We start from the raw sequence: 1,266 nt of genomic DNA, 5'->3' as shown, positions 1-1,266 counted from the left end.
GGCACGCCGTCACGGAATCGCTCCGCTCCGACCGCTTGTAAGCACACGGTTTCAGGTTCTTTTCACTCCCCTGTTCGGGGTTCTTTTCACCTTTCCCTCACGGTACTGGTCCACTATCGGTCTCTCAGGAGTATTTAGCCTTGCCAGATGGTGCTGGCGGATTCCCACAGGATTTCTCCGGTCCCGCGGTACTCAGGATACCACTATGCCTGTATTCTTTGCCTGTACGGGGCTCTCACCCTTGTCGCGCAGTTTCCCACCTGCTTCCAGTTCATAGCACAGTGCAACMTCGTGGTCCTACAACCCCATGCATGCCGTGACATGCATGGTTTGGGCTCTTTCCCGTTCGCTCGCCACTACTTGGGAAATCATTGTTATTTTCTCCTCCTACGCCTACTTAGATGTTTCAGTTCAGCGCGTTCGCCTCAWTTGATGGCATGCCTTCAGCATGCCGGGTTGCCCCATTCGGAAATCCACGGATCGAGTCGCATTTGCCGATCCCCGTGGCTTATCGCAGCTTATCACGTCCTTCATCGCCTCTGAGAGCCTAGGCATCCCCCGTGTGCCCTTGTTTACTTTCTTCGCGCCACCACCCCTTTTGCCAAGTGGTGGGCTGCTCTTGGTGCACCGCATTGCTGCAGTGAACCTCTGTTGTCTTCTCTTGTTAATCTCTTTTCTTCCAATATGTCAAAGAACTCTTAGTCGCGCACCAAATTGTGCGGACCTGTGGAGAATAACGGATTCGAACCGTTGACCCCCTGCGTGCAAGGCAGGTGCTCTAGCCAGCTGAGCTAATTCCCCGCGGTGGTAGTCCCGAGCAGACTTGAACTGCTGACCCCTACATTATCAGTGTAGTGCTCTAACCAACTGAGCTACGGGACTAGCTTATCTCTCTCATCTTCTCTCGGTGACGATCACCCCGACATCGGGATGGGCACTTTCTTCTGAATGTATCTTCTTTTTTTTCCTTTAGATCATGTATGTGGCGCAGCGGCCCCGGCGCGGGCTCTAGAAAGGAGGTATTCCAGCCGCACCTTCCGGTACGGCTACCTTGTTACGACTTAGCCCCAATTACCGGTTTTACCCTAACACGCTCCTTGCGGTTACATGCTTTAGGTACCCCCAGCTTTCATGGCTTGACGGGCGGTGTGTACAAGGCCCGGGAACGTATTCACCGCGTCATTGCTGATACGCGATTACTAGCGAATCCAACTTCACGGGGTCGAGTTGCAGACCCCGATCCGAACTGTGAATGAACTGTGAATG

The 1,266-nt window shown here is 53.6% G+C and carries 2 tRNA genes and 2 rRNA genes; all 4 read right to left on the bottom strand.

Annotated features, from left to right (window positions below):
- Nucleotides 1–582, bottom strand: a 23S ribosomal RNA gene (locus CRT24_RS15605); the annotation flags it as partial.
- Nucleotides 583–727: 145 nt separating this feature from the next.
- Nucleotides 728–801: transfer RNA gene (locus CRT24_RS15600), tRNA-Ala, on the bottom strand.
- Nucleotides 802–805: 4 nt separating this feature from the next.
- Nucleotides 806–882 (bottom strand) — tRNA-Ile (locus CRT24_RS15595).
- A gap of 130 nt (nt 883–1,012) precedes the next feature.
- Nucleotides 1,013–1,266: ribosomal RNA gene (locus CRT24_RS21080) — 16S ribosomal RNA — on the bottom strand; the annotation flags it as partial.

It is taken from the genome of Sphingobacterium sp. 1.A.5 (genome assembly GCF_002734235.1).
Classification (GTDB): domain Bacteria; phylum Bacteroidota; class Bacteroidia; order Sphingobacteriales; family Sphingobacteriaceae; genus Sphingobacterium; species Sphingobacterium daejeonense.
The sequence above is the reverse complement of the archived record's forward strand: the minus strand, read 5'-3'. Positions and strand labels throughout refer to the sequence as shown.